The organism is Candidatus Competibacteraceae bacterium, assembly GCA_016713505.1.
Lineage (GTDB): Bacteria > Pseudomonadota > Gammaproteobacteria > Competibacterales > Competibacteraceae > Competibacter_A.
Genome location: JADJPA010000001.1, coordinates 1,055,055 through 1,081,028 on the forward strand (window position 1 = coordinate 1,055,055; position 25,974 = coordinate 1,081,028).

Below are 25,974 nucleotides of genomic sequence, written 5' to 3' on the forward strand. Positions count from 1 at the left end.
CAAGAAGAACTGGAGAATTGACGGAGAACGGAGAAAGCGGCACCGAGGGCGCGCGGAGCGTTCGGACGCCCTCGGTGCGGTGGCGGGTTGCGGCTAATGGCTGACCGTGACTTTCTTCCCCTTCGGTTGGCCGATGGCTTTTAACAGCTCGGTAAACCACGGGATGTCGATATCGAAGGGCTTGCCGCCCTTGATCCGCGGAAATTCGATGGCGCGCAGTACCCCGTTGCGGTCCTCGTCGTGACCGATGACGCCGGCCTCGCCCCGCAAGGCGCACTCGACGGCCAGATCGGCGCAGGATTTGATGAGGCGCAGGTCGTCGGTGTTGGCGGCCGAGGCCCGCGAAAAATAGCCGGATTTTTGGATCAGGGTTTTTTCAGAGCCGATCATCTGCGCGAACTGTTCGCCGAACCATTTGCCGGGGTTTACGGCGTCGAGCTTGATATGGCCGAAGGCGTCGCGCGGGACTTCCTGACCCTTGGCCTGCAATTCGGCCACGATCGCTTCCACGCCCGCGCCTTCGGAGACGAAGATGTTGAGGCAATCGTCCTTGTCCATCGCGGCGCGCAGGCGCTTGGTCTCGGCGGCGATGTCGATTTCCATTTCGGGGACGAACACGGCGTGGATGTCAAAGGCGGCGCGGTCGAGTCCGAGGGCGGGCAGCCATTCGCTGCGGTCGAGCAGCTTGCGATATTCCAGCGCGGTGGCGGCGGTGAGCCAACCGCAGTTGCGGCCCATGACCTCGTGGATGATCAACATGCGCGGGTTGGCGTTGTTTTCGGCGACGATGTTTTTAAAGTAACGAGCGCCTTGCTCGGCGGCGGTCCAGGCGCCCAGCGACTGCTTGATCGGGTACACATCGTTGTCGACGGTCTTGGGCAGGCCGATGACCGTGAGGCCGTAGTTGTTCTTGGCCAGGAAGGCGGCGAGGTCGGCGGCGGCGGTGTTGGTGTCGTCGCCGCCGATGGTGTGGAGCACGTCCACGCCGTCCTTGACGAGCTGGTCGGCGGCGATTTTCTGGGGGTCTTGACCTTCCTTGACCAAACCGCGCTTGATGCAATCCTTGACGTTGGTGAGCTTGACCCGGCTGTTGCCGATCGGCGAACCGCCGAAGGAGTGCAGCAGGCCGGCTTTTTCGCGGATTTCCGGGGTGACTTTGTAAGAGTCGCCGAGCAGTAGCCCCTTGTAGCCGCTGCGGTAACAGATGATTTCAATGCTGGGGTCGATCTCGGTGTAGCGCTCGATCAGGCCGCCGATGGCCGAACTGAGGCAGGGGGCCAAACCGCCCGCGGTAAGAATTGCGACTTTTTTGGGCTTGCTCATGGTTGTCATCGCCTTGCTGGAGTGAAAATAAAAAGTAGCTCGAAACCAGCTAAAAGCGTAGGAGGGATTTTACGAAGGAGCAACGCGCGGGGGCGTGGAGATTGTAGGGGCGTCTTGAGAACCTTCGAACGGTGGCCTTTCGCGTCCGCCATGCGCCGTTCATGGCGGATTCATCATCCTGGCTTTGAAATGGTCATCGGTCGGCTCGGATGGTTTGGACCGCTTGGCATAAACCAAGGAGAGCGGAAAATCTCCTTGCTAAGGTTGTATGCTGAAAACTGTCAATCGTGGGAGTGGATCGTGATGCGTCAATGGTTGGTACTGATGGTGAGCCTGCTGGCGCTGGCGCCGGTTTGGGCATCGCCCTCGCAAGTGCAGCATTATTTTCAAGCGCTACAGTCGCTGCGAGCTGATTTTGTCCAGCGGGTGTACGACGAACGCGGGCAAGTCGTGCAGAACTCCAGCGGTGAAATGTGGATGCAAAAGCCCGGCAAGTTCCGCTGGAACTATCGCACTCCCGCCGAACAGATCATCGTCGCCGACGGGGAGCGGTTGTGGTCTTACGACATCGATCTGGCGCAAGTGACGGTCCGCAAATTGGACAAGGCGTTAAGCTCGACCCCGCTGGCGCTGCTGAGCGGCGCGGCGCCCATCGAGGACGCCTTCACCGTCGGCGCGGCGCGCGCCCAGGACGGGTTGACGTGGTATGACCTGACGCCGAAACAGCCACAGCCCGAATTCCGCTTGTTGCGGGTCGCCTTCAAGGGCGAACTGCTGGTCAGCCTGGAACTTGAGGACGGTTTCGGCCAGCGCACCCGACTGGATTTTCAAAAGTTGGAGCGCAATCCGGCGCTCGATCCGGCGCTGCTGAAATTTGCCCCGCCCTCCGGCGTGGATGTGGTCGGCGACGCGAGCTGAGATGGCCGAGCCCTCCGCCGCCGATGCGCGCCGGCCCTTGGCCGACCGGTTGCGACCGCGCCGGTTGGAGGAGTTCGTCGGTCAAGCGCATCTGCTGGCGGCGGGCAAGCCGTTGCGGGTCGCCATCGAGCGCGGCCAGCCGCATTCCATGGTGTTGTGGGGGCCGCCCGGCACCGGCAAGACCACGCTGGCGGAACTGCTGGCCGGCGCCTGTCAGGCCGAATTTATCCGGCTGTCGGCGGTCATGGCCGGGGTGCGCGAGGTGCGGGCGGCGGTCGAGCAGGCCCAACTATTCTGGCGCGACCGGCAGCGCCGCACCGTGTTGTTCGTGGACGAAGTGCATCGTTTCAACAAGGCCCAACAGGATGCCTTTCTACCCTACGTGGAAGACGGCACCCTGACCTTCATCGGGGCCACCACCGAAAATCCCGGCTTCGCCCTCAACAACGCGCTGCTGTCCAGAGTGCGGGTCTACGTACTGAACAGCCTGGACAGTAGCGCTATCCATCAGTTGTTGGACCGCGCGCTAACAGATCGCGACCGCGGGTTGGGCGGGCGGTGGCCGCTGCCGGATGCCGCGCGGGAGCGGTTGGCGCAGGCCGCCGATGGCGATGCCCGCCGCGCCTTGATCTGGCTGGAACTGGCGGCGGAGCTGGCCGAAGCGCACGACATCGCGCTGGACGCCGCCTTGACGGAAGTCATGAGCGATGGGGTGGGGCGGCGCTTCGACCGGGGCGGCGATCTGTTCTACGACCAGATTTCCGCCCTGCACAAGGCGGTGCGCGGCAGTAGTCCGGATGCGGCGCTGTACTGGCTGGCCCGACTGCTGGACGGCGGCTGCGATCCGCTCTACATCGCCCGTCGGGTGGCGCGGATGGCCAGCGAGGACATCGGCAACGCCGACCCGCGCGCCCTGCGGCTGGCCTTGAACGCCTGGGAGGCCCAAGAACGGATGGGCAGCCCCGAAGGCGAGCTGGCCATCGCCCAAGCCGTCGTCTACCTGGCGGTCGCGGCCAAGAGCAACGCGATCTACACGGCTTTCGCAGCCGCCCGGCGCGATGTCGGGCGCGGCGGCACGCTGGATGTGCCGTCGCACCTGCGCAACGCGCCGACCGCGCTGGCGCGAGAGCTGGGACACGGCGACGGGTATCGCTACGCGCACGACGAACCGAACGCCTATGCGGCGGGCGAATGCTATTTCCCGGAGGCTCTAAAAGAAGCGCGCTATTACCAGCCGACCGCCAATGGTTTGGAAGGGCGCATCGGTGAAAAACTAGAGCGGCTGCGGGAGCTGGACCGGTGCAGCGGCCGACGGCGCTATCGCTAGCCGGAGAAGATCGCGCCGCTAGCGGCGCAAGTACCCGAGTTCTTTGGGCAAGGCGATATTGTTGCCGAAATGATCTTCGCCGTACCCCGATTCAGCCAGCAACGCCAGATCGCTCAGCACTCGCTTGTCACCGACGAAGGCGATGCTCAACTCGGTTTTGATATCGAGCTGGCCGGTCGCTTGCAGCTTGGCGATTTCCTTGGTCACCGTTTCGAGCAGTATTCCGTCCTTGCTGAATTCATCCGACAACTGGAGCGGTTGTTGGTAAATGACAATCTTGCTCTGTTCCGCCAGTTTGATGATGATATCGAGGATGGCGGCTCTGATTTGGGCGTCGCTCAGCTCGCCCGGGGGCAGGGACTGGCGGCCGATTTCCGCGACCAGCCAGCGCCGTTTCTGCGCGTTGATTTTTTCGTTGGCTCGGAAGATGTCCATCGGCGAACCCGCGTCGTAAGACTGGCCATCCAACTCCATGATAATCAAGCTGCCATAGTGTTGCACGATGCGCGCGATCAAGGTCGAGGGGCGCACGTGAAAGCCGCGATAAGAGGGGACCGGCGCTTCGATCCGGCCGATTTCGGCGTAGCGCCTGAGCATGGTGTGGCAAAAACACCGGCCGTAGGTCAGATAAAGCCCGGAGAACGCGATGGAGTAATTCATCAGCATGGCCAGCAGCGTGCCGGGCGCGATGACCGGCCGGCGCCGGAAGGCGGAATCGCCGGTTTGCTCGTTGAGGTGGCGTTCGTAGTAATGGACCAGATAAGTGGCTATTTCCAATAAGTGGAACACGATGCTGATGTGCCCCCGCAGGGTGGGCAGGTTCTGATCCAGGGATTCGATTTCGGTTTCCGAGACGTAGGTGTCATAAAGCGATTGGAGGCAGTGAAACCGGACTTTCAAATACCGCAGGTTGTCTTCGCTGATCGGGTCCGGGAAACAGGTCGCGTAATCTTTGGGCTCCACTTTTTCGGCGGTATTCAAAAGCTCGCTGTCCGCAGCCAGGTTCAAATAGGCAGTTGCAAGATAAGTAACTGTTTCAGAGGCGCTTTTTATTTTACGCATGGCGCGGTTATGCAATAAACGCCCTTGCGGGAGCTGTTCGCGATAGCGTTCCGCTGGAAGTTCGGTGGCGGGGACGTCGATCCCCAGCCGGTCGGCTTGCACCAGCAGCCAAGTCGCCGCCCGCACCAGCACATCGTAGGTCAGTTCCAAGGATTGGAGGGTGGCGGCGGCAAAGTCCCGATCGACCGGTAACAGCCGGTAGGAAGGCAGACAGTGGTGGATGTGCAACAGCTCGTAACTGACTTCCGCAAACAGCTTGATGGTGGCGACCAAGGAGCGAAACCGACACCACTGGCGGTTGTTGCGCGCGCCATAGATATCCAGCAGTTCTTCGACCAGCAGGGATTGCGCCAGCAGATCGGCGACCAGCGGTCGGGTGAAAGCGCTGGCGCGCGGCTGCCGGGCTGACAAAAATCGAGCGATCGACAGTAAGTTGCCAGCCCGCTGTTCGAGTAGATCGATGAACTCGCCATCTTTGAGGATGACCGATTTTTTGGGGTGGGTGGAATCTGTATCCGCCGTTGATGTCATGGCGGCAGCACCCCTAATCTTTCGATCCGGTTTTGTCGATACAGCCAGAGCGCACCACGCAAATCGAACTTACTCCGAATGAGTTTGGCGAAACGCAACGATAGCGCAGTTAGTGCGGGGCATCCAGACCGCCCGGTGGAATATCCGAGTAAATCTCGGTCGATCGCGATCTCTGGCTTTATTATATCATCTTTTTATCGATGAAATTAGCGTTTTATCCTTGAAAAAGAACCGACTGCTGGCGCATCCGGCGGATGGGCCGATGAAGCGCAGCATAAGCCTATCATTTCCATATCGATAACGGAGTGCTAAACAAGGGAACGATTGACATACGCTCAAGATAGGCTTTACTTTCTGATGTCTGCTCCGGCAACCTCGGATGGCTCGGCGCGGAGCATCGATAGGCCATTCAGCACTGCGGTCCGGGAGCGACCGATCTGAACCCACCACGAACCGCATAACCACATCATCATAATGAGGAGTCACTAGATGGCAAACAAAGAAGTCGTGATTGTTGGCGCCGCCCGGACGGCCATCGGCAAATTCATGGGCACCCTGAAAGACGTTCCGGCGCGCGAACTGGCGATCACCGCCGCCAAGGCCGCGATCGAGCGGTCCGGCGTTCCAGCCGACCAGATCGACGAAATTTGCATGGGCCAGCTCTACGGCGGTATGCAAGGTTCTTTGCCGGCGCGGCAGGTGAGCATGCGGGTCGGGCTGCCCCATCGCAGCAGCGCTGTCTGCGTCAATCAAAACTGTACCTCCGGCATGCGCGCGCTGGAAATCGCGTGCCACAACATCATGCTCGGCCAGACCGAAATCGGGCTGGTGGTGGGCGTGGAGAGCATGACCAACGCCCCCTATCTGCTGCCCAAGGCCCGCATGGGGTATCGGATGGGGCAGGGCAACATCGAAGACAGCATGATTCACGACGGTTTGTTCGATGAGCTGGTGCCGGGCCACATGGCGATGACGGCGGAGAACGTCGCGGTCAAGTACGGCATCACCCGGCAGGAATGCGACGAGCTGGCGCTGATCAGCCATAGCCGCTGCACCAAGTCGACCAAGGAAGGCGTCTTCAAGCGCGAAATCGTGCCGGTCGAGATGAAATCCAAAAAAGGCTCGACCTTTTTTGAGGCCGACGAGAACTTCATCCCCGATGCCAGCATGGAAAAGATCTCCAAGCTGCCGACCGCCTTTAAGAAGGACGGCGTGGTGACGGCGGCCAACGCTTCCAGCATCAACGACGGCGCCAGCGCGGTGGTCATCATGTCTTCGGACAAGGCCAAGGCCCTGGGCCTCAAGCCGCTGCTGAAGCTGGTCAGCATCTGCAACGCTGGCATCGATCCGGTGGTGATGGGCCTGGGTCCGGCGGTGGCGATTCCCAAGGCGCTCAAGCAGGCGGGCATGAAGTTCGAAGACATCGACTATTGGGAAGTCAACGAAGCGTTTGCCGCCCAATGGCTCGGCGTCGGTCGGATGCTCAAGCAAGATCACGGCATGAACCTCACCACGGACAACTGCAACTTCAACGGTTCCGGCATCGCGCTGGGCCATCCGGTCGGTTCGACCGGGCTGCGGATCATAGTCAGCCTGTACTACGAACTAGAGCGTCAAGGCAAGACCACCGGCGGCGCTTCGCTGTGCGTCGGCACCGGCCCGGCCATGGCCTCGCTGTGGACCCGCAATATCTAAGCGATCACCTTTGATCCTTCCCAAGGCGGCCTGCGGGCCGCCTTACCGATGCGCCATTTTTATATCATCATCTTCCAGCACAGCTCCCACAGTAAGATTCCGCTATAATCCGCTCCTGCCGCAAGAATCCCACTAGACGAGCTGGATCACGGAGCGCCGAGAATCATGCTGGACCCGAAATTACTAAGAAGCGAGCTGGAGCAAACCGCTGTCAAACTGGCCCGACGCGGCTTCAAGCTGGATGTCGGAGCGATCAATGCCCTGGAAACCCAGCGCAAAAGCTTGCAGGTTCGCACGCAGGAACTGCAAAACGAGCGCAATACCCGTTCTAAAGCCATCGGCCGGGCCAAGGCCAGCGGCCAAGACGTTCAGCCGTTGCTGGAGGAGGTCGCTGCTCTGGGCGGCGAGCTCAAGCAAGCCGAGAGCGCCTTGGAGAACCTGCAAGCACAACTTGGCGCCCTGCAATTGGGCATTCCCAATTTGCCTCACGATAGCGTCCCGGACGGAGCCGGTGAGGCTGACAACGCCGAAATCCGCCGCTGGGGCGAGCCGCGCGCGTATCCGTTTGCGGCGCGCGATCATGTCGATCTCGGATCGGAAGGAGGGCTGGATTTCGAAGCGGCCACCAAACTGACCGGCTCCCGTTTTACGGTGATCCACGGCCAACTGGCGCGGCTGCATCGCGCACTGATCCAGTTCATGCTGGACTTGCATACCCAGGAGCACGGCTATCGGGAAGTTTACGTTCCCTATATGGTCAACGCCAACAGCCTGCGCGGTACGGGGCAACTGCCGAAATTCGAGGCCGACCTGTTCAAGCTGAGCGGCGAGATGGAGTATTACCTGATTCCGACCGCCGAAGTGCCGGTCACCAACCTGGTGCGCGATGAGATCGTGGGTTCCGACCGGTTACCGTTGCGCTTTGTGGCACACACGCCTTGTTTTCGCAGCGAAGCGGGTTCTTACGGCAAGGACGTGCGCGGCATGATCCGCCAGCATCAGTTCGAAAAAGTCGAGCTGGTGCAAATCGTCCGCCCGGCGGAGTCTTATGCGGCGCTGGAGGAATTGACCGGTCATGCGGAGCACGTCTTGCAGCGGCTGGACTTACCTTATCGGGTGGTGGCGCTGTGTGCCGGTGACATCGGTTTTTCGTCGGCCAAGACTTACGATCTGGAGGTCTGGCTACCCGGCCAACAAAAGTACCGGGAAATTTCCTCGTGCAGCAATTTCGAGGATTTCCAGGCGCGACGGCTGCAAGCCCGCTGGCGCAATCCAGCGACCGGCAAGCCGGAGCTGGCCCACACCCTGAACGGGTCCGGACTGGCGGTCGGGCGGACTTTGGTGGCGGTGATGGAAAACTATCAGGACGAGCGCGGCCGCATCCGGGTTCCTGAAGCCCTCAAGCCTTATCTGGGCGGTTTGGATCATATCGTCCCCGACGGGCGTTGAACCGTTCTGGAAAGGAAATCCGACCGGCGAAAAACTGGCTTCTCCAACCAAGAATGCTAGGATGGCGCGCAGCGCAAACGATGCCTTCCACTGTCAAGTCCGAGAACGAAAAAAATCATGATTGTCATTCTGAATCCCAACGTCGAGGATCACTCCGAGGAATACCGGCTGACGCTCGACTATTTAGAGCGGTTGCCGGGGATTTCCGCGCGCGTCCACAAGGTGCAAGGCACCCAACAAGGACTGACGGAAATCTATCTGATCGGCGATACCAAAACGCTGTCCGCCGAGGACATCAGCGCCCTGCCGGGGGTGGAGCGAGTGGTGCGCATTTCGGAGGAGTACCGCATCCTGGGCCGGCATCGGGACGAGCGGCGCGCCAGCGGTTTCGATTACAACGGCGTACCGTTCAGCCAGGACCATCTCAACGTGTTCGCCGGACTGTGCGCGGTGGATACCCCCGAGCATGTGGAATTGATGCTGAAAGCCTTGCGCGAGCACGGTCAGGTCTGCACCCGGATGGGCGCCTACAAGCCCCGCACCAATCCCTATTCGTTCCAAGGCCACGGCAAAGCCTGTTTGCCTTATGTTTTCGAGCTGGCCGGCCAGTACGGCATCAAGGTCGTCGCCATGGAGATAACGCACGAAAGCCATGTCGAGGAAATCCACGACTGTCTGGAAAAAACCGGCCAACCGACCGGCGTGATGCTGCAAATCGGAACTCGAAACACCCAAAATTTCGAGTTGTTGAAAGCGGTCGGCCGCCAGCAGGAATTTCCGGTGCTGCTCAAGCGCGGTTTTGGCATCACCCTGAACGAGTCGCTCAACGCCGCCGAGTATCTGGCCAGCGAAGGCAATTCCCGCGTGGTGTTCTGCTTGCGCGGGGTGAAGACCAACATGGGCGATCCGCACCGCAACCTGGTGGATTTTAGCCACGTGCCAGTGCTGAAGCGCTTGACCCGGATGCCGGTGTGCGTCGATCCGTCGCATTCGGTCGGCTCGCGGGAACGGGCGCCGGACGGCCTATATGACCTGATGCACGCCACCGCTCAAGGGGTGGTGGCCGGCGCCAATATGGTATTGGTGGACTTTCATCCAGCACCGGCCAAGGCGCTGGTGGACGGTCCGCAAGCGATGCTGTTGAGCGAGCTGGGTTGGTTTCTGGATGACGTTGCGGCGGCGCGCGCCTGCTACGAAAAACGCCAACGACTAGCGGAACAGTACAACGCCGGCGCGACTTGACGCTGCTTGGTGCTTCGGCTTCTTATACCATCATCTCATGTCAGCTTTTTTCCAGATCCGCCACCAACAAGTCCCGCGCCCGGTTCAAACACGCCGACAAATAGGCGCTGCCGCCTTGATCGGGATGCACGCGCTGGATGAGCCGGCGGTAGGCGCTTTGGATTTCATCGTGACCGGCGCCAGCGTGCAGGCCGAGAATTTGATAGGCTTCGGCCCGTCCCATCGGGCCGGACCATTTTGCATCGGCGGTCTGATGAGGTTCGCCTTGGTCTTGCTCCAACCGATCGCGCCAGGCGGGGTCAGCGTGCCGGTCCAAATACGCCTCTAAAACCGCCAGCGATTGAGGATCGATCCGGCAGTCTCGCCAGAGCTCCAGAAGCGCGGGCATCGCTAAATCCCGCAAGTTGCGGCCCGCAAAACGGCCTTCCCGCACCGTGCCGGACATGACCCCGGTCGCATGATCGAGCGTCATGGATAAAAAGCGAGTATCGATCGCGGATCGACCCTGACCGGCGGTAGGAGACGCGGCGGGGGGCAAAGGATGGGCCTTGAGCCAGCGCAACAAGAGCGGCGCGAGCGCGGCCAACAGAGGCAGGGCAATTTCTCCTCCCCCTCGCGCCACCAGCAGCAGCAGAAAACCGATCGCGCCAACCGCCGCCAGCAGTTGCGGCGCCCGCGCGCGCCACGGCGAACCACGAAGCCGACGGAGCAAAAAATAGCCGCCCACCAGCAGGACGATGACCAGCAGCGCGCGCACCAGCATCGGTTCTTTCAGACCTTAAAGTTGCCGGATCAAGTGGCGGGCCAAGCCACCCTGTCGTTTGCCGAAATCCTCCAGCGCCCGGCGGCCGCCCGTTGCATAGATCGCCACGGCTCGAAGCAAGCTCCGCAACTGCTCGGCGCTGCCGGTGTCGAAAGCGCAGTAAGCGCCGCGGGTCAGCCGGGCGATTTCTCGAAAACCCCGCGCGGCGGTGGAGTCGTTGCCTTCCTGAAATACGAAAGCCGGCACGCCTAACAAACCTAACGGGCCGGCCTGATGGCAGACCCCATCAATGGCTTCTTCCAGGCAGTCGCCGACCAGCACCAAGGCATTCAACCGATTGTGGCGGGATTCGCGAACGGCATGTTCCAGCACCCGGCCAACCTGGGTCAGGCCACCCCGGCATTGCACGGCGGTCATGCGTTGGCGCAGCCGTGCCGAGTCAGTCAGCCAAGGTTCGGCCTGAAATTCGCCGTATCCTCGATACCAGACCAACTGTAAGGCCAATCCTCCCAATTCGCCCGCCACTTCGAACATTTCTCCCTGCAACTGGCACGCCCGATCCCAAGTCGGCTGGCGACTGGCGGTGGCATCCAGGGCAAAGATCAGCCGGCCGCGCGGGGCGGCATTCGCCGGGAGAGAGGCAGCCTGGCGCAGGAACTCGGCAACCTCGGTGGCATTCGATCTGACGGGCGGCTGCGATATCTTCATGGGTTTAGATCCTGGCGCTGCGCTTTGAGACTGCTTGCCCCGTTTTGACAACGCGCGCCGCCAGTCATCACCGGCTGTTATTTTTTGCGGCGGTCGATCACCCGCACGGCTTTCCCTTCCGAACGCGGCAGTTCGCCGGTGCGCTTGACGGCCACCTTGGCGGTCACACCGATGAAATCCTTGATGTCCTTCTGCGCCTTTTGCGCGACCCGCGCCATGGCGGCGTCACCTTGCGCGACCAGCGGAGGGCTACCCTCGACGTTCACGGTCAGCAAATCGAGATTGCCTTCGCGGCTGACTTCCAATTGATAGAAGGGAGCCAGCGTCTCGGTTTGCATGAGGATAGCCTCGACTTGAGAGGGAAAAACGTTGACGCCGCGAATGATCAACATATCGTCGGTGCGGCCAGTGACGCGCTTCATGCGAACGTGAGTGCGCCCGCAGCGACAGGGCGCGGGATCGAGCACCGACACGTCGCGCGTGCGATAGCGCAGCACCGGAAACGCTTCCTTGGTGAGCGAGGTGATGACGATCTCGCCGGCCTCGCCGTAGGGGATCGGTTCGCCGGTGTCGACATCCACCGCCTCAATCAAGAAGTGATCCTCAAAGACATGCAGGCCGTTCTTGGCCTCAATGCATTCGGTGGCGACGCCGGGTCCGATGATTTCGGACAAACCGTAAATGTCCACCGCGTCGATGCCGAGGCGCGATTCCAATTCGTAGCGCATTTCCTCGGTCCAGGGTTCCGCGCCGAAGATCCCGACCTTGAGCGGCAGCTTGCGCAGATCGACGTTCATGTCGGCCGCCGCCTCGGCCAGGTTGAGCGCGTAGGACGGCGTGCAGGATAATCCGGTCGGCTCGAAATCCTGAATCAGCATGATCTGGCGCTGGGTTTGCCCTCCGGAAATCGGGGTCACCATGACGCCCAATTCCTCCGCGCCGTAATGAAAGCCCAAACCGCCGGTGAACAAGCCATAGCCGTAGGCGTTGTGCAGGCGCTCGCCGGGATGCAGGCCGGCGGCGGCCAGACTGCGCGCCATCACCCGCGCCCAAGTGCGCACGTCGCGGCGGGTGTAGCCGACCACGGTGGGCTTGCCGGTGGTGCCGCTAGAGGCGTGGATGCGCACCACTTGATCGGTCGGCACGGCGAACATGCCGAACGGATAGTTTTCGCGCAGGTTTTCCTTTTTGGTGAAGGGCAGCAGGCGCACGTCGGCGACGGATTGAATGTGGCTCGGCCGGACGCCGAGTTCGTCCATGGCGTCCCGGTAGTATTTGACGGTCTGGTAGCAGCGCTCGACGGTGGCGCGCAGCCGGCGGACTTGTAATTCCCGCAACTCCTCGCGGGGCAGGGTTTCTTGTTCGGTGTCGAGAATCATGGCGCGGTCTCGGGGTGATAGGAAAAACTGTTAGGCTCCGGCGGACGGGGACGGCCAGGTTTCGGTCAGCAGGTCGTAGCCCAGGTCGCGCAAGCGCTGGTTCAAAAGGCGTGGGTCGGCGGCGCGGTAGCGCACCACCACGATCCGCAGGCCGGTTTGATCGGGATGCACCGGCGAAACCACGGTGGCGATGTAGCCGCCCGCATCGTTGATCGCGGTTAAAAACCGCCCCAGTTGGCCGATGGCGTCGGGCAAGTGCGCGGCGATGCGGGTGGTGCCTTCGGCGAGGCAACCGGTGATGTCGAGGAAAAAATCCAGCACATCCTCGTGCGTGAGGATGCCGACCAACCGACCGCTCGGCTCGACCACCGGCAGGCAGCCGATTTTTTTCTCGCGCAGCACGCGCGCGGCTTCCTCGACCAAGGTGTCGGGCGCGCAGGTGACGACTTGGGCGCGCATGACCTTGGCGGCGGTCAGCTTGCCGAGCAGATAATTGGCTTCGCCGACCGAGAGGGTGGTCACCGGAGACGGCGCGACCCGTTCGAGGTCGTGGGAGGTGACCAAGCCGACCAAGCGGCCATCGCGCGCCACCGGCAGATGGCGGATGTGACGGTCGCGCATCAGCGCCGCCAGTTGGGTGACGCGCGCGTCCTCGGCGACTTGCAGCACGTCACGGCTCATGATCCGATCCACGTACATGGGGGTCTCCGTGTCAATAGCCCAGATAAGCCCGGCGCACGTCGTCATCGGCCAACAGGTCCACCGCCGGGGCGGTCTTGGCGATGCGGCCGGTTTCGAGGATGTAGCCGCGCCCGGCGATGGCCAGGGCGGCGCGGGCGTTTTGTTCGACCAGCAAAATGGTGACGCCGCGTTGGTTCAGTTCGACGATCACGCGAAAGATTTCCTCGACCAACAAGGGGGCCAAGCCCATCGATGGTTCGTCCAAGAGCAGCAGGCGCGGCCGACCCAGCAGGGCGCGACCGATGGCGAGCATTTGCTGCTGGCCGCCGGACAAGGTACCCGCCGGTTGCCGGCGGCGTTCGGCGAGAATCGGAAACAAGGCGTAGACGCGCTCTTGTTCCTCGCGCAGCCAAGCCGGATCGCGGCGCTGGCGGTAGCCGCCGAGACGAAGGTTGTCCTCGACGGTGAGCGGGGCGAACACTTGGCGTCCTTCCAGCACCTGACACACGCCGGCGGTGACGATCCGATGCGGCGGCCAGCGGGTGATATCTCGGCCGTCAAACCGTATCCGTCCGGCGCTGGCGGGTTGCAAGCCGGACAAGGCGTGCAGCAGAGTGGTCTTGCCCGCGCCGTTGCCGCCGACGAGAGCGACCAACTCGCCCGCGCCGACGCATAAATCTATCTGGTGGACGGCGCGCACCGGGCCGTAATGGCTGCTCAGTCCGATGACCTCCAGCAAAGAGCCGGCGGCGGGCGCGGCGGCCACTTCAGACGGCATAGCTGACCGCTCCGCCCAGATAAGCAGCGACCACGCGCGGATCGGCTTGGATTTCCGGCGGCGTCCCTTCGGCCAGCACGCTGCCGTAATCGAGCACCAGCAGCCGGTCGGAGACGCCCATCACCAACGGCATGTGGTGTTCGACCAACAGCACGGTGACGCCGCTGGCGCGGATGCGGGCGATCAAATCGCGCAGCGCCCAGGATTCCGTGTCGTTGAGTCCGGCGGCGGGCTCGTCGAGCAACAGCAGACGCGGTTTGGCGGCGAGGGCGCGAGCGATTTCAACCCGCTTCATGAGGCCGTAGGGCAAGGCGCTGGCGGCTTGACCGGCGCGGTCGGCCAGCTCGCACAGTTCCAGGGCTTCGATGGCCCACTCCCGCAAGCGTCGCTCCTGACGCCGCATTCCCGGCAAGCGCAGGGCGGCGGCGAACAGGCTGGCGCGGGCGCGCAAATGACAGCCGACCATGACGTTTTCCACCACGGTCATGTTGAAAAACAACTGTAAATTTTGAAAAGTCCGGGCGACGCCGCAGGCGGCGATGCGGTGCGGCGACAACCCCAACAACTCGCGGCCAGCGAAGCGGATCGAGCCGGCGGAAGGTTGATAAAAGCCGCACAGCGCGTTGAACAAGGTGGTTTTACCCGCGCCGTTGGGACCGATCACCGCATAGATCAACCCTTCCAGCACCTGAAAACTGACGCCCGCCAGCGCCATGACGCCGCCGAAACTTTGCTCCAAACCCGCGACCGCGAGCAACGGTAAGGCGGGAGCGGGCGGCGGCAGCGCGGTCATGAACGATACGATCAGGCGACCGGCGAGGGCTGGGAACGAATCAAGACGGCGCCGACCCGACGCGCCGCTTGGCTCAAACCCACGAACAGGCCCTGCGGCATGAAGATCATCACCGCCATCAACAGCGCGCCGTGGACCAGCATCTCGTAATCCTCGAACACGACCAAGCCTTGCTGGAGCAAGGTCAAGGCGATCGCGCCGCAGACCGCGCCGAAGGTGGAGGCCAGACCGCCCAACACCACCATGGTGACCAGTTCGACCGAGACGGTGAGGTCGAACGAATCGGGGCTGACAAACGCTTGTTGGTGGGCGAACAGACTCCCGGCAAAAGCGGCGAACAGGGCGGAAATCACGAATGCCTGGGTTTTGGCGCGGGCGGTATCGACGCCCATCATCTGGGCGGCGAATTCCGAACCGTGCACCGCCCGCAAGGCGCGGCCGACTTGGGAATCGACCAGATTGAGCGACAGCCAAACCGCCAGCAGCATGGCGGCCGCGATCACGCCATACCACTGCCGATCACCTTCGACTTTCCAACCGAGCAGGTTCAAGGGCGGAATCCCGGACAGACCGTCGGGGCCGCCGGTCCAGTGCGTGGCTTGCACCATAACGACGTGCACGATGACGCCGAAACCGAGGGTCGCCATCGCCAAATAATGGCCGCGCAACCTTAAAATCGGGCGGGCGAACGCCCAAGCGAGCAGGCCGGCCGCCACCAAACCGGCGGTGAGCGCCAGCAGCGAGGGCCAGCCGAAACGGGTGGTGAGCACGGCGGACGCATACGCGCCCACGCCGAAAAACGCGGCGTGGCCGAGGGAAATCTGGCCGGCGTAACCCATCAACAGATTGAGGCCGACCGCCAAAATCACATGCAATCCGGCGGACGCGCCGACCACGACGACGAAATAGTTATCGGGGAAAAGGACGGGAAGCGCCGCCACGGCCGCCGCGAACGCATAGAAACCGGCCAGCCGCATCGCTCACACCCGTTCCGAGACTTTGTGGCCGAACAGCCCGGTCGGCTCGAAAAACAGCACCATCAGGACGAACAGAAAGGCGATGGCGTCCTTGTAGCCGGATGACACCAAACCGGCTCCGAGGGATTCCAGCACCCCCAACAGCAACCCGCCGGCGACCGCGCCCATCGGGTTACCGATGCCGCCGACGATGGCGGCGGAGAAGCCTTTAAGGCCGAGCATGACACCGGCTTCGTAAGAGCTGAAGGTGATGGGCGCGATCAGGATGCCAGCCAGCGCGCCCAAGCCGGCGGAGAGGCCGTAGGCCAAGCGCAGCATCACCTTGACGTTGATGCCGACCGCCTGCGCGGCAGAGCGGTTGAAGGCGCAGGCGAGCAGCGCCTTGCCCAGCAGCGTGCGGTTGAAAAAAGCCCGCACCAACGCCACCAGCACGATCGTGACGCCGAGCACCCACACGCTTTGCGGCAGCAGGGTGGCCCCGCCCAACCGGATCGGATCGTCGCCGCTGAACGGCGGCAGGGAATGAAAATCCTTGCCCCAGAGCAGCAGGGCGACGCCGCGCAGGAAAATCGCCGCGCCGATGGTGATGATGATGGTGGTGACGACCGACGCGCCCGCCGCCGGCTCGACGGCGAAGCGCTCCAACAGCACGCCGACGCCGACGGTGAGCGCGGTGGCGACGAAAGCGGCCAACAGCAGCGGAAGTCCGGCGCTCAACAAGGCGATGGCGATCATCGCCCCCAGCATCACAAACTCGCCCTGGGCGAAGTTGACGACATCGGAGGCGTTATAGATCAGGGCAAAGCCTAACCCCACCAAGGCGTACAACGAGCCGACCGTGATTCCGGCGACCAGGAATTGGAAGACCTGTTCGGGCATGAGCGGCGCTTATTCGATCATTTTCCAAGCGCCGTTGCGGACTTCCACCAATTTGAAGGCGTCCAGATTCAGGCCCATGTGATCTTGCGGACTCATGTTAAACACGCCGGCCGTACCGATGAAACCCTTGGTTTTCTCGATCTCATCGCGGACCTTGGCCTTGTCGGTTCCACCCGCCCGCTCGATGGCTGACACGGCGATCATCAGACCGTCGTAGGCGTGGCCGCCGAAGGTGGACACCGGGCCGTGTTTGGCTTCGTATTGGTTTTTATACGCCAGCAACACCGGTTTTTGAGGGTCGGCGTCCGGCAATTGCTCGGCGGCGACCAGCGCCGCCGCCGGCAGGCGCGCGCCTTCGGCCGCATCGCCGGCCAGATCGATGAAGGTCTTGGACGCGACGCCATGCGATTGATAGAGCGGGAGATTGATCCCCAGTTGCTTGATGTTCTTGGTGACGATGGCCGGGGCTTGGCCCAGGCCGAAGTTGATGATCGCCTCGGCACCCGACGCCCGAATCTTGGTTAATTGGGCGGTCATGTCGGTGTCTTTGTTGCCGTAGGATTCGTCGGCGACCAAGGTCATGCCGTAATCGGGCGCCAGCTTGAGAATTTGCGCGCGGCCGGATTTGTCAAAACCGCCGTCGCCGGTGATCAGCGCGATTTTGGTGAGACCGCGCTTGCGCAAGTCCTCAAAGATTTTGGCGGCCGCCATGCGGTCGGAGTGGGGCATTTTGAAGACCCATTTCTTGACCGGTTCGACGATTTCCACCGCGCCGGCCAGCGAAATGAAGGGAATGCCTTCTTTTTCCACATCGGGGATGACGGCCATGGTGTCGCCGGTGGTGGTGCCGCCGATAAGCAAATCCACGTTGTCGCTTTTAATCAGCCGCTTGACGAAGTTGACCGCGTCCTTGGCGTTGCCGCTGGTATCGTAATGGATTAGTTCGATCGGGCGACCCTTGACGCCGCCCTTGGCGTTGATGTGCTCGACATACATCTGCAAGGTCTTCAGTTCGGGATCGCCGAGGAATGAAGCCGGTCCGGTCACGGTCAAGAAAGAGCCGATCTTGATGGGATCGGCGGCGCGCGCGGGGTTGAAAACGGTCAAAAATAGAATTGTTCCTAGAATCGTTTTCCAATGAATCATCTTTGATCTCCCCTCAATGGTGCGGCGCGCGCGGTTTTTACCGAGGCTGGCCACATCGATTTTTTTTGATTTGAGACTTCAAGCCGTCGGATGCTCGGAAAGAGACTTGATATGGCCCGCTTCCCGGCCGGCGTCGAAGGCGCGGGCGTTGATGTCCGCCAGTTTGGGTTTATAAGCTCGAAAACCTTCGACGATGTTGGTTTTAAGCACTTCGGCTGGGAAGGGCAGATGGTCGCTGATCGCGCCGAGCATGATGGTGTTCACCAACTTGGCGTTGCCCAATTCCTCGGCGATGGCCCCGGCGTCGAAGGCGTGGACCTCGATGCCGGTCGCGGTCAGATCGCCGATGGGATCGGCGGGGTACTCGTAGAGGCCAGCCGATACGACCGGCGGCGCGATCCGCAAGGTGTTGACCATGGCCACGCCGGTGGCGCGCAAATGCGGCAGCCAGCGCAAGGCTTCGGCGGCTTCAAAGCCGATCAGCAGATCCGCCTCGCCGGCGTTGATTTGCGGCGAATAGACCTTGGAACCGAAGCGGACGTGCGAGGAGACCACGCCGCCGCGCTGGGCCATGCCGGCCACTTCGGTCTTTTTTACGTCGTAACCTTGGTTCAAGGCGGTGCGGGCCAGCATTTCGGCGGCGGTCATGACGCCCTGGCCGCCGATGCCCACCACGAGGATGTTGGTGATGCCGTCAGGCATGAGCGTGAATCCGAATGACGCGGTTTTGCGGTTCCGGTTGGACGATGGCGTCCGGCGCGCAGGTTTCGACGCACATGTGACAGCCGGTGCAGGTGTTGGGGTCGATGCGGGCGAACACCAGCTCCTTGGTCTTGCCGCTCTTGGCGGTCACGGTTTCGCGGCGGGCGACCGAAATGGCCGGACAGCCTAGGTCGATGCAGTTGCCGCAGCCGGTGCATTGGTCGTCCAGCACCGTGTAGGCCCGCAAGCGCTCGAAGCGGTCGGTGAGCGAACAAGGGCGGTTGGTGATGATGACCGAGGGTTCCGCCATCTTGGTTTCTTCCCGCACCAGCTTGACCATGGTCGGCAGTTCGTAAGGATCGACCAGGCGGATGCGTTCGGGGCGGACGCCCAGCGCCTCGGCCAGTTTGGCGAAATCGACCCGCGGGGCGGGCAGGCCGTGCAAGTCCTGGCCGGTGCCAGGGTTTTCCTGACCGCCGGTCATGCCGACCGAACGGTTGTCCAGCAGCAACACGGTGACGTTGCCCCGGTTGTAGATCATGTTGAGGAGGCCCTGCATCCCCATGTGCAAGAAGGTGGAATCGCCGATGACCGCGACGATGCTTTTCTTGTCGTCGGATTCGCCGCGCCCCTTATCCATGCCGTGGGCCATGCTGAGCGACGCGCCCATGCTGATGCAGGTGTCCAGCGCGTTCCAGGGATGACCCGCGCCGAGGGTGTAACAGCCGATGTCGCCGATGATGTTGAGGTTGCGGATGTGGGAGAGGGCGAAGTAGGGGCCGAGGTGAGGGCACGAGGCGCACATGGTCGGGGGGCGCGGGAACAGATCGGTCCCGGAGCGGGCGGCCACCTCATGCGGTTCGCCGAGAAAGGCCTTGATGGCGGGGCGCAACACGCCCGGCGCGAGTTCGCCGAAGCGCGGCAAGATATTTTTGCCGTGAACCTCCAGGCCGGCGGCGCGGATTTCGGTTTCCAGCAGCGGTTCGGTTTCCTCGACCACGACCAACGTATCGACTTGGGACGCGAAGGCGCGGATCTTGTCGAGGGGGGCGGGGTGGCTGAAGCCTAGCTTGAGCACTGGGGCGTTCGGGAAGGTCTCGCGGACGTGCATGAAGGCGGGGCCGGAGGTGATGAATCCGATCCGCCGGTCGCCGCCGGTTGAGGCGATGTTCAAATCGCTGTGCTCGCTCGCTGCGCGCAGCGAGCGGTCGCGCTGGTGCATCAGCGGCAGGCGCGGCTTGGCGTTAGCTGGGGTCATCACCCAGCGTTGGGGATTTTTTTGAAAGCCGGGGACTTGACGCGCGATGCGCTCGCCCTCGACCACGACCATGGCCTTGACGTGGCAGACGCGGGTGGTCATGCGGACGATGACCGGGGTTTCGTGCGCCTCGGAGAGATCGAAGGCGCGCTTGACCATCTCGTAGGCTTCCTGGGAGTCGGCCGGCTCCAGAATCGGCATGTGGCCGAAGCGGCCCCAGTAGCGGGAATCTTGTTCGTTTTGCGAGGAGGAGAGGCCGACATCGTCGGCGACCACGATCACCAGACCGCCGACCACGCCGGCCAGCGATTGGGTCATGAAGGCGTCGGAGGCGACGTTCATGCCGACGTGCTTCATCGCCGCCAAGGCGCGCGATCCGGCCAGCGACGCGCCGATGGCGACTTCCACCGCCACTTTTTCATTGACCGACCATTCGGAATATACATCGGGATACAAGGCGATGTTTTCCAGAATTTCGGTGGCGGGGGTGCCGGGGTAGGCGGCGGCGACGCGGACGCCGGCTTCCCAGGCGGCGCGGGCGACCGCTTCGTTGCCGGATAAAAGGTGGCGGCTTTCAGCCTTGGCGTGAACCACGGCGTTCATGGTGGGTGTTGACCTCGCTGGTTCCAATCGACACCTTGGGGCCAGGGCGGGTCCGACGCCGGACCCCGCACCAAAGCGGTTTTCCCAAGGCAATTTAATGAAATTAATGGTAGCAGCTATCCACACCACCTGACAGGTTTTGCGGTTAGGGTTGGGATTTGCGAGTCGATTTCGCGGATCGGGATTTAGGGGGTTTTGTTAAAGCGGGAGAGGCTGCGGCAGACGGCGATTGCGGTTGCCACCGATCTCGGTCGGCGCGCATCGCCTTGAGTTCACCACGCAGCGCTTCAAGCTCGCGCACCGTTTCGAGATGTTGGATTTCCGAGCTTTCACGGAGGGTTTGCAGTTTTTGCAGCTCCGCCGCTAGATGGGTTTGGCGCTCCTGAGCGGTCGCTAGATCAGCCTTGAGTTCGGCGGTTTCGGCGCGTTGGTTTTCTTGTTGGGCACGCCATGCGGATTCGAGGCGAGTCCACTCTTGGCGCTCGCTGGCGAAGCGTTCTCGTTCGGTATTTTGTTCGGCGCGCAGTTGGTCGATCAGACCGAGCCAACGGGATTCGCTGGCTTCGTTACGCCGTTGTTCCGTTTCCAAATCTTGTTGGGCTTGATGCCGTTGGTGTTCCAAATCAGTTCGGGTTTGTTGGAGCGCGGTTTCAAGCTGGGCGACGCGAGCGGCGGTTTCGGCGCGGAGTTGATCGGCGGTTTGCGCGGCGGATCGGGCGCGCGCCTCGGCGGCTTGAATCGCGGTTTCGGCGTTGGCGCGGCGCTCTTGTTCCACTAACAGGCGGTCGGCGAGATCGCGGGCGGCCGTTTGGGTCGTTTCAAGCTGGCGGCGCAGTTGGTCGATCTCGCTTTGGATTTCGCGGCATTGGTTGAGGGTGGCCTCGCGGGCTTGCTCGGCGGCGGCGGCGGTTTGGGCCGCGATTGCGCGTTGGTCCTCGAACGCCGATTCGGCGTGTTGCACGGCGATTTTCCAGAACGCATCCAAGGCGAGCGCGACGGCTTCGGGAACGCTCGGCGGCAAAACGATTTTGGGCGTTTCCGCAAGCTGCTGTTGCCAGATTTTCAGATGCTCGCTGATGGTGGTGTTGCTGCCGGTGCCGAGCGCTTCGCGAACGCGCTGGATGGTGGGATTAAGGCCGCGTCCGAGTAAGGATTCGGCGGCGTCGCGAACATTTTCAAACGTAATTCCAGTGCGGGCCATGATTTTGAGGGTATCCCTGATTATTGAGAGTTGAGTCGATTCTATAATAATAAATGATTACATAATACGTATTTATGCTGATCTTTCACTTATGAAATTCAAGATTATTCTTATAATCATGAATTATACTTTCGCCTCAAAAGCGCTTTGAACTCGCTGGTTGGCTGGCCAAAAGCGTTGCCCGTCCGCCAGATCGCGGATTTTGGCTGGAACAAGCGATTTTTCAAACGCTGCAAGCGTGGCGCGCGCTCGACTCGCTCAATCGCTGCCTCTATTTCTGGCGGGACCGTTCCAGGCGGGAAATCGATTTTGTGCTGGAGAAAAACGGCGTGCTGGTCGGCTTGGAAATCAAGGCGTCTTCTCAGGTCACGCCGGCGGACGCCTCCGGCATCCGAGCGTTTCAAGACGCTTTGAGAACGGGTTCATCGTTTCGGCGCGGCGCGATCCTCAACAGCGGCGCGGTGCGTCTGATCGCTGAAAACATCCATGCCTTACCTTGGGGCTGGATGCTGCCCATAACGCCTTCAAGGCGGTTTTCCGCAATCCTATTCCGCCGCCGCGCCCGGCGTATCCAGATAAAAAAATACGTTCTGTTTCATTGTATTGGCATTGAAGCGCAACATCGCCCGATACTGATCGCTCGGCAGGTCGATCACCCGCACGCACTCGGCCCATGGCGCGGCGTTCGGCAACAACTCCGCCAGCCGGTTGGCTTGCTGGTCGAAAAACGCCCTGTTGATTCGGTTATCCTGCCGCTGCGGGAACACCGCCAGATACAGGATGTCGGTTTCGACCAGATCGCTGAAGAAATGGGTGCCTAGCGACACATCCGGCACCAAGCCCTCGTGCATCGCCACCAGCTCGCACAGCACCGCCGCGTTGTTGATTTCCGCGAAGCGCACCGGCACGCCCAGCTCGGGCGAGGCCGTACCCCAGCGGCCCGGACCGATCAACAGCAGCGACTTAGCCGCATCTGGCCCGCGCAAGCGGGTGATCTGGCCGATTACGCGGGCGATCTGGTGACGTTCGTTCAACGGCAATTGGCTGTAAACCGCCGGGACCACATAAACCAAACGGTCGATGGTGCCGATCCGGCTGTGACCGATCACCGCACCGTGCGCCTCCAGCACCAGCCGCTCCGGCGCGATGCGCTCCGGCGGGTTCGCAATGGTGCCCGCCTCCTTCACCTGAAACGGCCGACATTGCACCAAATCGATCTTGTAACGCCCGCCGTCGATGAAATTGGCCGTGAACTCGACATCCACCGGATAATCGTACGCCTGCTGCAAGATGCGCAACATCTCGCGCATGTCATTCACGAACGGCGTGTTTCGCAGCAAGTGCTCGAAGGTCAACACCCACGGAAACACCTCCTGCATCCCTCGCTCGCGCGCCCGCTGTTCCAACTCGTCGTCCACCGTCGCCACCATTTGCAACGGCAAATCCGGGCTCTGTTGCGCCACGTCGGCGAACTGGCGGGTGGAAAGTTGGTTCGCTTCCAGATCCAGCACGTCGATCCGCTTCTGGGCGTACTGGCGCACGCTGTCGAAATGGCTTTCCGGCCGGCGTTCGGGATCGCTCAGCGACACCACCCGCGTATAGTCATCGTCCGACCGATCCACCGCCCGCGTCCCCAAACCCATGACGAGTCGCACCATCCCCGCCGCCGGGTCGATATGCTCGCTCCATACATAAGGATTGAACGACAGTCCGACTCCGGCCATGTGCGGATAAAACAAATTGCCGTGCTGCGCGCCGGACACCCGCTGCACCAGCAAACCCATTTGTTCGTCGCGGTCTAAAATCCCCCGCCGCACCCGGTACATCAGCGCTCGCTCGCTCATGGTGCTGGCGTAGATGGTGCGCACCGCCGTCAGCAAGTCGTCCAGCCGCTTCTCGCGCGGCCCCTGATTGACGCAAAACACACTGTCGTACTTGCCGGCGAAGGCGTTGCCGAAATTGTCCTCCAGCAAGCTGCTGGAGCGGACGATGATCGGCGATTGACCGAAGTAATCCAGCATATCGGAAAACTGCTGCATCACGTAATCTGGGAAATCGCCGCGCAAGATGCGCCGCCGCGCCGTTTCCGCCCCATCGAGAAACGTGGCCGGATTTTTCTGCTTGTCTCGCACCCACCAGCAGCCGTTGCGCACGAGATAGCTGTAAAACACATCCGAGCCGACAAAAAAAGAATCGTGGATTTCCAGCAGCTCGCGCCAGCGCGGCTCGGTCCGTTGCAGAATGGCCCGCGCCAGCATCACCCCGACCGCTTTACCGCCGATCAGGCCCGTGCCGATCATCCGTTCCCTGATCGCCAAAATATCGCCCAGAGTCAGATAGCGCTCCGCCAGTTGCATCACCCGCTCGTCGCGCGACACCGTCATCCGCAACGTCCGCTGCAACAGGTCGCGATCCAAATCCTTCACCGGCACATTCGCGTGTCCGGCGGCCACCACCTCCTCGACTTCTGAAAACGTGCGATTCCAGATGTCGAGTCGAGGATCGTTCGCCTTCAAGCCCGACCAGGGAAACAGCGTCAAAATTTGAGAAATGGTCACGCTGTCCGTAACCGGCGCGAACTCCTCGCCGCGCCACACGTGTAACAGGTGCATGGTCGGCGAATAGCGTTGCTGGACCTTGAGCGGACGGACGTACAATTCGCCCTGATGCCGGTAAATATCGCTGAACAACTGGGTGGTATCGAGAATCGGCGCGGTGGCGTGAAAGGAATGATGGCCGCGCATCAGCGCGAAATAGGCGATCGTTTCTAGGTCGTACAGATAAGGGCAGGTCAGCATGAAAAAATTGCCCAGCATCTGATCGCTGTACCAGTCGGCCACCAGATCGGACAAACAATCGAATACGTAATACGCGCCGCGCCCGGACTGTTCGATGGTGGTGTGGATCGCGCTCAGGAACGGCTCGAAGCCCTCGCCGGGGTCCAGCACTTGAATGTCCACGCCCGGACCTTCCGCCACCAACGCTGGATGGCGGGCGAAGTGGAAATAGACCAGCTTGCGGCCTCTGTCGCGGGCGTACTGGCAAAAAGGTTCCACCAGTGGCCGGTAATCGTCGATGCTGTCTGCCTGCCAGACGATATTGTCGCCCGCCATGATACCCCGGAAAACCCGGTCCAGACCGGCCAGCCCGGTGCTGACTTGTGCGTCAATTGCCGCCATCACCCTCTCCCCTTTACGACCTGAAACCACGCGCCGGACTTGCGTATCGGCCACCGTGGCGGTGCGTCTTGTAATATTTCAACCGCCGCGGCGCGGCTGGCCCGCGTTTGCGTGGGCGCCATAATAACCTAATACGCTAAACTGCTGCCGTACCCGCGAACCCATTCGACAAAACCCGCTTATGACGATGATCCCCATTCCCCCCGCAACCCTGGCTTCACCCTTGCCGCTGGAGCGGCTGCGGGTGCCGGAAACGCTGGACGGCCGCGCCGGCGCCAACCGGGCCGGACCCGATGTGATCTGTCAGCTAGCCGCCAGTAACGATCTGGAAGCCGTGCGCGCCTGGCTCGCCGAATTCCACGACTCACCGCAAACCCTGCGCAACTACCGCAAGGAAGCCGAGCGCCTGCTGCTCTGGGCGTTACTGGAGCGCGACAAAGCCCTCTCCAGCCTCACCCGCGAGGATTGCCTGCTCTACGAAGCTTTTCTTGCCGACCCACAACCTCGCGAACGCTGGTGCGGGCAAAAAGCACCCCGCTTCAGCCCGCGCTGGCGACCGTTTCTCGGCGCGCTCAATCCCGCCAGCCGCAAGGTCGCCATGCTGATCATCAACTCGTTGTTCAGCTATCTGGTCAAGGCCGGTTATCTGGCGGGCAATCCGTTGGCGCTCGCGCGCCGCCGCGCGCGCGGCCAACAGTCCGCGCGACAGGTGGAGCGCTTTCTCGAACACGATCAATGGCAAGTCTTGCTGGCCACGGTGGACGAACTGCCTCGCGATGAGGAACGCGACCGCCAGCACCACGCCCGCGCCAAATATCTGCTCGCCTTGCTCTACCTGCTCGGTCCCCGGGTCAGCGAAGTCGCCAATCATGCCATGAGCAGCTTCATGCAGATTCGCGGGCGCTGGTGGTGGCGCGTGATCGGCAAAGGCCGCAAGGAAGCCCAGGTGCCGGTCAATCAGGACATGCTGCAAGCGCTGCGCGACTACCGTCGCTTTTACGGTCTCTCCCCCTTGCCCGCCCCGGACGATGCCACCCCGCTGGTGTTGAACCTCAAGGGCACCGGCGGTATCGGCGACAACATGATTTATCGGATCGTCAAGGAATTAGTGGCCAAGGCGGCGGCGCGACTGGAAGCGGAAGACCCTTATCAGGCTGAAAAACTGCGCCGCGCTTCCACCCACTGGTTCCGCCACACCAGCATCACCCATCAGGCCGACGCCGGCATCGACATTCAATTTTTGCAGCGCAACGCCCGCCACGCCCGCATCGATACCACCGGCCTGTACCTGCACGCCGAAGAAAAGGAATGGCACGAAACCATGGAACGCCATCGCCTCAAGGAATAAACTTCCACAGCTTTAGGCTGGAAATGCCGCTC

21 protein-coding genes and 1 pseudogene are annotated in these 25,974 nt (G+C 61.9%); 7 read left to right on the forward strand and 15 right to left on the reverse strand.

The window, feature by feature from the left end; genetic code table 11:
• Positions 1–93: 93 nt before the first annotated feature.
• On the reverse strand, positions 94–1,323 hold the full coding sequence (locus IPK09_04840; protein MBK7982944.1) for a pyrophosphate--fructose-6-phosphate 1-phosphotransferase: 1,230 nt from the start codon (positions 1,321–1,323) through the stop codon (positions 94–96).
• A 303-nt stretch (positions 1,324–1,626) separates the two neighbouring features.
• Between IPK09_04840 and lolA the strand changes: the two genes are divergently transcribed.
• Together lolA and IPK09_04850 are read left to right on the forward strand one after the other, a co-directional pair.
• Positions 1,627–2,241 (forward strand): outer membrane lipoprotein chaperone LolA, encoded by a 615-nt coding sequence (lolA, locus tag IPK09_04845; GenBank protein ID MBK7982945.1) that lies wholly within the window; start codon positions 1,627–1,629, stop codon positions 2,239–2,241.
• 1 nt (position 2,242) lies between these two features.
• The gene (locus tag IPK09_04850; protein MBK7982946.1) at positions 2,243–3,568 is read left to right on the forward strand and encodes a replication-associated recombination protein A; all 1,326 of its coding nucleotides are present in this window, start codon (positions 2,243–2,245) and stop codon (positions 3,566–3,568) included.
• Between the two features lie 18 nt (positions 3,569–3,586).
• Here the strand turns inward: IPK09_04850 and IPK09_04855 are convergent, their stop codons facing one another.
• A complete protein-coding gene (locus IPK09_04855) occupies positions 3,587–5,161 on the reverse strand; it encodes an HPr family phosphocarrier protein (protein ID MBK7982947.1) in 1,575 nt (524 codons plus the stop codon).
• Between the two features lie 489 nt (positions 5,162–5,650).
• Here IPK09_04855 and IPK09_04860 point away from each other — a divergent pair, with 489 nt between their 5' ends.
• The 3 genes from IPK09_04860 (at position 5,651) to IPK09_04870 (ending at position 9,547) form a co-directional block, all read left to right on the forward strand.
• On the forward strand, positions 5,651–6,856 hold the full coding sequence (locus IPK09_04860; GenBank protein MBK7982948.1) for a thiolase family protein: 1,206 nt from the start codon (positions 5,651–5,653) through the stop codon (positions 6,854–6,856).
• A gap of 165 nt (positions 6,857–7,021) precedes the next feature.
• Positions 7,022–8,305 carry a serine--tRNA ligase gene (serS, locus tag IPK09_04865; GenBank protein ID MBK7982949.1) on the forward strand — a complete coding sequence of 428 codons (1,284 nt, stop codon included), beginning with the start codon at positions 7,022–7,024 and terminating at the stop codon, positions 8,303–8,305.
• A 117-nt stretch (positions 8,306–8,422) separates the two neighbouring features.
• Complete coding sequence (locus IPK09_04870) at positions 8,423–9,547, forward strand: 3-deoxy-7-phosphoheptulonate synthase (protein MBK7982950.1); 1,125 nt, start codon at positions 8,423–8,425, stop codon at positions 9,545–9,547.
• Positions 9,548–9,587: 40 nt separating this feature from the next.
• Here the strand turns inward: IPK09_04870 and IPK09_04875 are convergent, their stop codons facing one another.
• The 12 genes from IPK09_04875 to IPK09_04930 all read right to left on the reverse strand — a co-directional run bounded on the left by IPK09_04875 (position 9,588) and on the right by IPK09_04930 (position 21,415).
• Positions 9,588–10,310: a DnaJ domain-containing protein gene (locus tag IPK09_04875; GenBank protein MBK7982951.1), complete on the reverse strand. Its 723-nt coding sequence runs from the start codon at positions 10,308–10,310 to the stop codon at positions 9,588–9,590.
• Between the two features lie 15 nt (positions 10,311–10,325).
• Positions 10,326–11,018, reverse strand: a complete 693-nt coding sequence (locus IPK09_04880; protein ID MBK7982952.1) for a VWA domain-containing protein — start codon at positions 11,016–11,018, stop codon at positions 10,326–10,328.
• A 77-nt stretch (positions 11,019–11,095) separates the two neighbouring features.
• Positions 11,096–12,397, reverse strand: a complete 1,302-nt coding sequence (locus tag IPK09_04885; protein MBK7982953.1) for a phenylacetate--CoA ligase — start codon at positions 12,395–12,397, stop codon at positions 11,096–11,098.
• Positions 12,398–12,427: 30 nt separating this feature from the next.
• Positions 12,428–13,096, reverse strand: coding sequence for a CBS domain-containing protein (locus IPK09_04890; protein ID MBK7982954.1), 669 nt, complete (start codon positions 13,094–13,096; stop codon positions 12,428–12,430).
• A 13-nt stretch (positions 13,097–13,109) separates the two neighbouring features.
• Complete coding sequence (locus IPK09_04895; GenBank protein ID MBK7982955.1) at positions 13,110–13,856, reverse strand: ABC transporter ATP-binding protein; 747 nt, start codon at positions 13,854–13,856, stop codon at positions 13,110–13,112.
• Positions 13,846–14,649 carry an ABC transporter ATP-binding protein gene (locus IPK09_04900; protein MBK7982956.1) on the reverse strand — a complete coding sequence of 268 codons (804 nt, stop codon included), beginning with the start codon at positions 14,647–14,649 and terminating at the stop codon, positions 13,846–13,848. Before IPK09_04900 ends, IPK09_04895 begins: the two co-directional genes overlap by 11 nt.
• Positions 14,650–14,660: 11 nt before the next feature.
• Entirely contained in the window at positions 14,661–15,626 is a 966-nt protein-coding gene (locus tag IPK09_04905; GenBank protein ID MBK7982957.1) for a branched-chain amino acid ABC transporter permease, read from the reverse strand.
• A gap of 3 nt (positions 15,627–15,629) precedes the next feature.
• Entirely contained in the window at positions 15,630–16,505 is an 876-nt protein-coding gene (locus IPK09_04910) for a branched-chain amino acid ABC transporter permease (protein ID MBK7982958.1), read from the reverse strand.
• Positions 16,506–16,514: 9 nt separating this feature from the next.
• Entirely contained in the window at positions 16,515–17,651 is a 1,137-nt protein-coding gene (locus IPK09_04915; GenBank protein ID MBK7982959.1) for an ABC transporter substrate-binding protein, read from the reverse strand.
• A 78-nt stretch (positions 17,652–17,729) separates the two neighbouring features.
• Positions 17,730–18,353: an indolepyruvate oxidoreductase subunit beta gene (locus tag IPK09_04920; GenBank protein MBK7982960.1), complete on the reverse strand. Its 624-nt coding sequence runs from the start codon at positions 18,351–18,353 to the stop codon at positions 17,730–17,732.
• Positions 18,346–20,214 (reverse strand): 4Fe-4S dicluster domain-containing protein, encoded by a 1,869-nt coding sequence (locus tag IPK09_04925; GenBank protein ID MBK7982961.1) that lies wholly within the window; start codon positions 20,212–20,214, stop codon positions 18,346–18,348. The genes IPK09_04920 and IPK09_04925 overlap by 8 nt, the downstream gene beginning before the upstream one ends.
• Positions 20,215–20,359: 145 nt before the next feature.
• Positions 20,360–21,415, reverse strand: coding sequence for a DNA-binding protein (locus IPK09_04930; protein MBK7982962.1), 1,056 nt, complete (start codon positions 21,413–21,415; stop codon positions 20,360–20,362).
• A gap of 122 nt (positions 21,416–21,537) precedes the next feature.
• On the opposite strand from IPK09_04930, the pseudogene IPK09_04935 reads away from it, so the two are divergent.
• Positions 21,538–21,774: pseudogene (locus IPK09_04935) on the forward strand (DUF4143 domain-containing protein).
• A 186-nt stretch (positions 21,775–21,960) separates the two neighbouring features.
• On the opposite strand, the gene IPK09_04940 reads toward IPK09_04935, so the two are convergent.
• A complete protein-coding gene (locus IPK09_04940; GenBank protein ID MBK7982963.1) occupies positions 21,961–24,594 on the reverse strand; it encodes a pyruvate, phosphate dikinase in 2,634 nt (877 codons plus the stop codon).
• Between the two features lie 187 nt (positions 24,595–24,781).
• On the opposite strand from IPK09_04940, the gene IPK09_04945 reads away from it, so the two are divergent.
• Positions 24,782–25,942, forward strand: a complete 1,161-nt coding sequence (locus IPK09_04945) for a tyrosine-type recombinase/integrase (protein MBK7982964.1) — start codon at positions 24,782–24,784, stop codon at positions 25,940–25,942.
• Positions 25,943–25,974 lie beyond the last annotated feature (32 nt).

Excerpts from the sequence above, each read along its gene's own strand:
- IPK09_04840 (MBK7982944.1), bottom strand. The coding sequence starts at position 1,323 with ATGAGCAAGCCCAAAAAAGTCGCAATTCTTACCGCGGGCGGTTTGGCC.
- lolA (MBK7982945.1), top strand. The coding sequence starts at position 1,627 with ATGCGTCAATGGTTGGTACTGATGGTGAGCCTGCTGGCGCTGGCGCCG.
- IPK09_04850 (MBK7982946.1), top strand. The coding sequence starts at position 2,243 with ATGGCCGAGCCCTCCGCCGCCGATGCGCGCCGGCCCTTGGCCGACCGG.
- IPK09_04855 (MBK7982947.1), bottom strand. The coding sequence starts at position 5,161 with ATGACATCAACGGCGGATACAGATTCCACCCACCCCAAAAAATCGGTC.
- IPK09_04860 (MBK7982948.1), top strand. The coding sequence starts at position 5,651 with ATGGCAAACAAAGAAGTCGTGATTGTTGGCGCCGCCCGGACGGCCATC.
- serS (MBK7982949.1), top strand. The coding sequence starts at position 7,022 with ATGCTGGACCCGAAATTACTAAGAAGCGAGCTGGAGCAAACCGCTGTC.
- IPK09_04870 (MBK7982950.1), top strand. The coding sequence starts at position 8,423 with ATGATTGTCATTCTGAATCCCAACGTCGAGGATCACTCCGAGGAATAC.
- IPK09_04875 (MBK7982951.1), bottom strand. The coding sequence starts at position 10,310 with ATGCTGGTGCGCGCGCTGCTGGTCATCGTCCTGCTGGTGGGCGGCTAT.
- IPK09_04880 (MBK7982952.1), bottom strand. The coding sequence starts at position 11,018 with ATGAAGATATCGCAGCCGCCCGTCAGATCGAATGCCACCGAGGTTGCC.
- IPK09_04885 (MBK7982953.1), bottom strand. The coding sequence starts at position 12,397 with ATGATTCTCGACACCGAACAAGAAACCCTGCCCCGCGAGGAGTTGCGG.
- IPK09_04890 (MBK7982954.1), bottom strand. The coding sequence starts at position 13,096 with ATGTACGTGGATCGGATCATGAGCCGTGACGTGCTGCAAGTCGCCGAG.
- IPK09_04895 (MBK7982955.1), bottom strand. The coding sequence starts at position 13,856 with ATGCCGTCTGAAGTGGCCGCCGCGCCCGCCGCCGGCTCTTTGCTGGAG.
- IPK09_04900 (MBK7982956.1), bottom strand. The coding sequence starts at position 14,649 with ATGACCGCGCTGCCGCCGCCCGCTCCCGCCTTACCGTTGCTCGCGGTC.
- IPK09_04905 (MBK7982957.1), bottom strand. The coding sequence starts at position 15,626 with ATGCGGCTGGCCGGTTTCTATGCGTTCGCGGCGGCCGTGGCGGCGCTT.
- IPK09_04910 (MBK7982958.1), bottom strand. The coding sequence starts at position 16,505 with ATGCCCGAACAGGTCTTCCAATTCCTGGTCGCCGGAATCACGGTCGGC.
- IPK09_04915 (MBK7982959.1), bottom strand. The coding sequence starts at position 17,651 with ATGATTCATTGGAAAACGATTCTAGGAACAATTCTATTTTTGACCGTT.
- IPK09_04920 (MBK7982960.1), bottom strand. The coding sequence starts at position 18,353 with ATGCCTGACGGCATCACCAACATCCTCGTGGTGGGCATCGGCGGCCAG.
- IPK09_04925 (MBK7982961.1), bottom strand. The coding sequence starts at position 20,214 with ATGAACGCCGTGGTTCACGCCAAGGCTGAAAGCCGCCACCTTTTATCC.
- IPK09_04930 (MBK7982962.1), bottom strand. The coding sequence starts at position 21,415 with ATGGCCCGCACTGGAATTACGTTTGAAAATGTTCGCGACGCCGCCGAA.
- IPK09_04940 (MBK7982963.1), bottom strand. The coding sequence starts at position 24,594 with ATGGCGGCAATTGACGCACAAGTCAGCACCGGGCTGGCCGGTCTGGAC.
- IPK09_04945 (MBK7982964.1), top strand. The coding sequence starts at position 24,782 with ATGATCCCCATTCCCCCCGCAACCCTGGCTTCACCCTTGCCGCTGGAG.